This is a genomic window from Desertihabitans aurantiacus, from assembly GCF_003344635.1.
GTDB lineage: Bacteria > Actinomycetota > Actinomycetes > Propionibacteriales > Propionibacteriaceae > Desertihabitans > Desertihabitans aurantiacus.
The window spans coordinates 1-1,159 of record NZ_QPKK01000511.1 but is presented as its reverse complement, the minus strand read 5'-3'; the positions used below and the strand labels follow the sequence as shown (position 1 = coordinate 1,159).

Here is a 1,159-nt window from a genome sequence, read left to right as displayed (position 1 = left end):
GGCCGCGGTCCGCGCCGGGTCGAGCCCGCGGGCCTCCTGGCCGGTGAGGTGCAGCAGCACGGCGTGCCGGTGCAGCCGCAGGACGGCCTCGGCCAGCTCGCCGCCGAGCGGGGCGATCCGGGCGTCCAGGCGGGCGGAGACGTGCCCGGCGAGCCGCGGCACCACGACGCCGGCCAGCAGCAGGTAGCCCGCCAGCACGACCGCGGCCGCCGGCACCAGCAGCGCGAACCCGGTCACCGCGAGCGCGCCGACGCCGAACGCGGTGAGCACCGGCATCCGGACCCGCACCACCCGGTCCTGGGCGGCCTCGGTGTCGAGCACCAGCCGCGCCACCAGGTCGCCCAGGCGGCGTCCGACCATCGGCTGCCCCGCAAGCGCGGCGTAGCTGTCCAGCCGGGCGCGGGCCTGGTGGCGCAGCCCCAGCCGGTGCGCGGCGAGCCGGTCGAGGTAGCGCAGCACCCCGCGGCTGAGCCCGAAGAAGCGGACGGCGGTCACGGCCACCAGCAGGTGCAGCACCGGCGGCTGCTCGGCGGCCCGGGCGATGAGCCACGCGGAGGTCGCCATCAGCGCCACGGCGGCGGCGCCGGTGCCGAGCGCGGCGGCCGCGGCCGCCACCGTCGCCTTGGTGGTCGAGCCTGGTGACGGTCGGGGGGCGGGGACGGTGTCCCGCCCGCCGCCGTTGCGCGGGGTGTCGGTACCTCTCGCGTGGTGGGGTGGGGGGAGGTCATCGAGCGCAGATGTCCGCGGTGTCGACGTCTTCACCGACCCCAGCGGGCTGAGCCTGCCGAAGCCCGAGGAGGCGACCTGGTCGGACGATGCGCTGACCGGCCGGGGCAGCTCGACGACGCGGTCGGCGGCGGCGAGCACGGCGGGGCGGTGGGAGACCACCAGGACGGTGACGCCGAGGCGGCGCAGCTCGGAGATGACCGTGGCCTCGGTGTCGGCGTCCAGCCCGGCGGTGGGCTCGTCGAGGAGCAGCAGCTCCGCACCCCCGCAGTCGAGGGCGAGCAGGGCGCGGGCGAGCGCGATCCGGCGCTGCTCACCAGCCGACAGGCCCGAGCTGTCGGCGGCCACCCGGCGGTCCAGCGCGATGTCGGGGGCGCCGGCGCGGTCGAGCGCGGCGCGGACCCGCGTCAGCGGGGCACCCGGCGCGCCGAGC

1 protein-coding gene is annotated in these 1,159 nt (G+C 78.6%); it reads right to left on the bottom strand.

All coding sequences use genetic code 11. The annotated features are described in order from the left end of the window. Window positions 1-1,159, bottom strand: a 1,159-nt coding sequence (locus DVA66_RS22220; protein WP_114561592.1) for an ATP-binding cassette domain-containing protein, incomplete at both ends; no start/stop codon positions are given.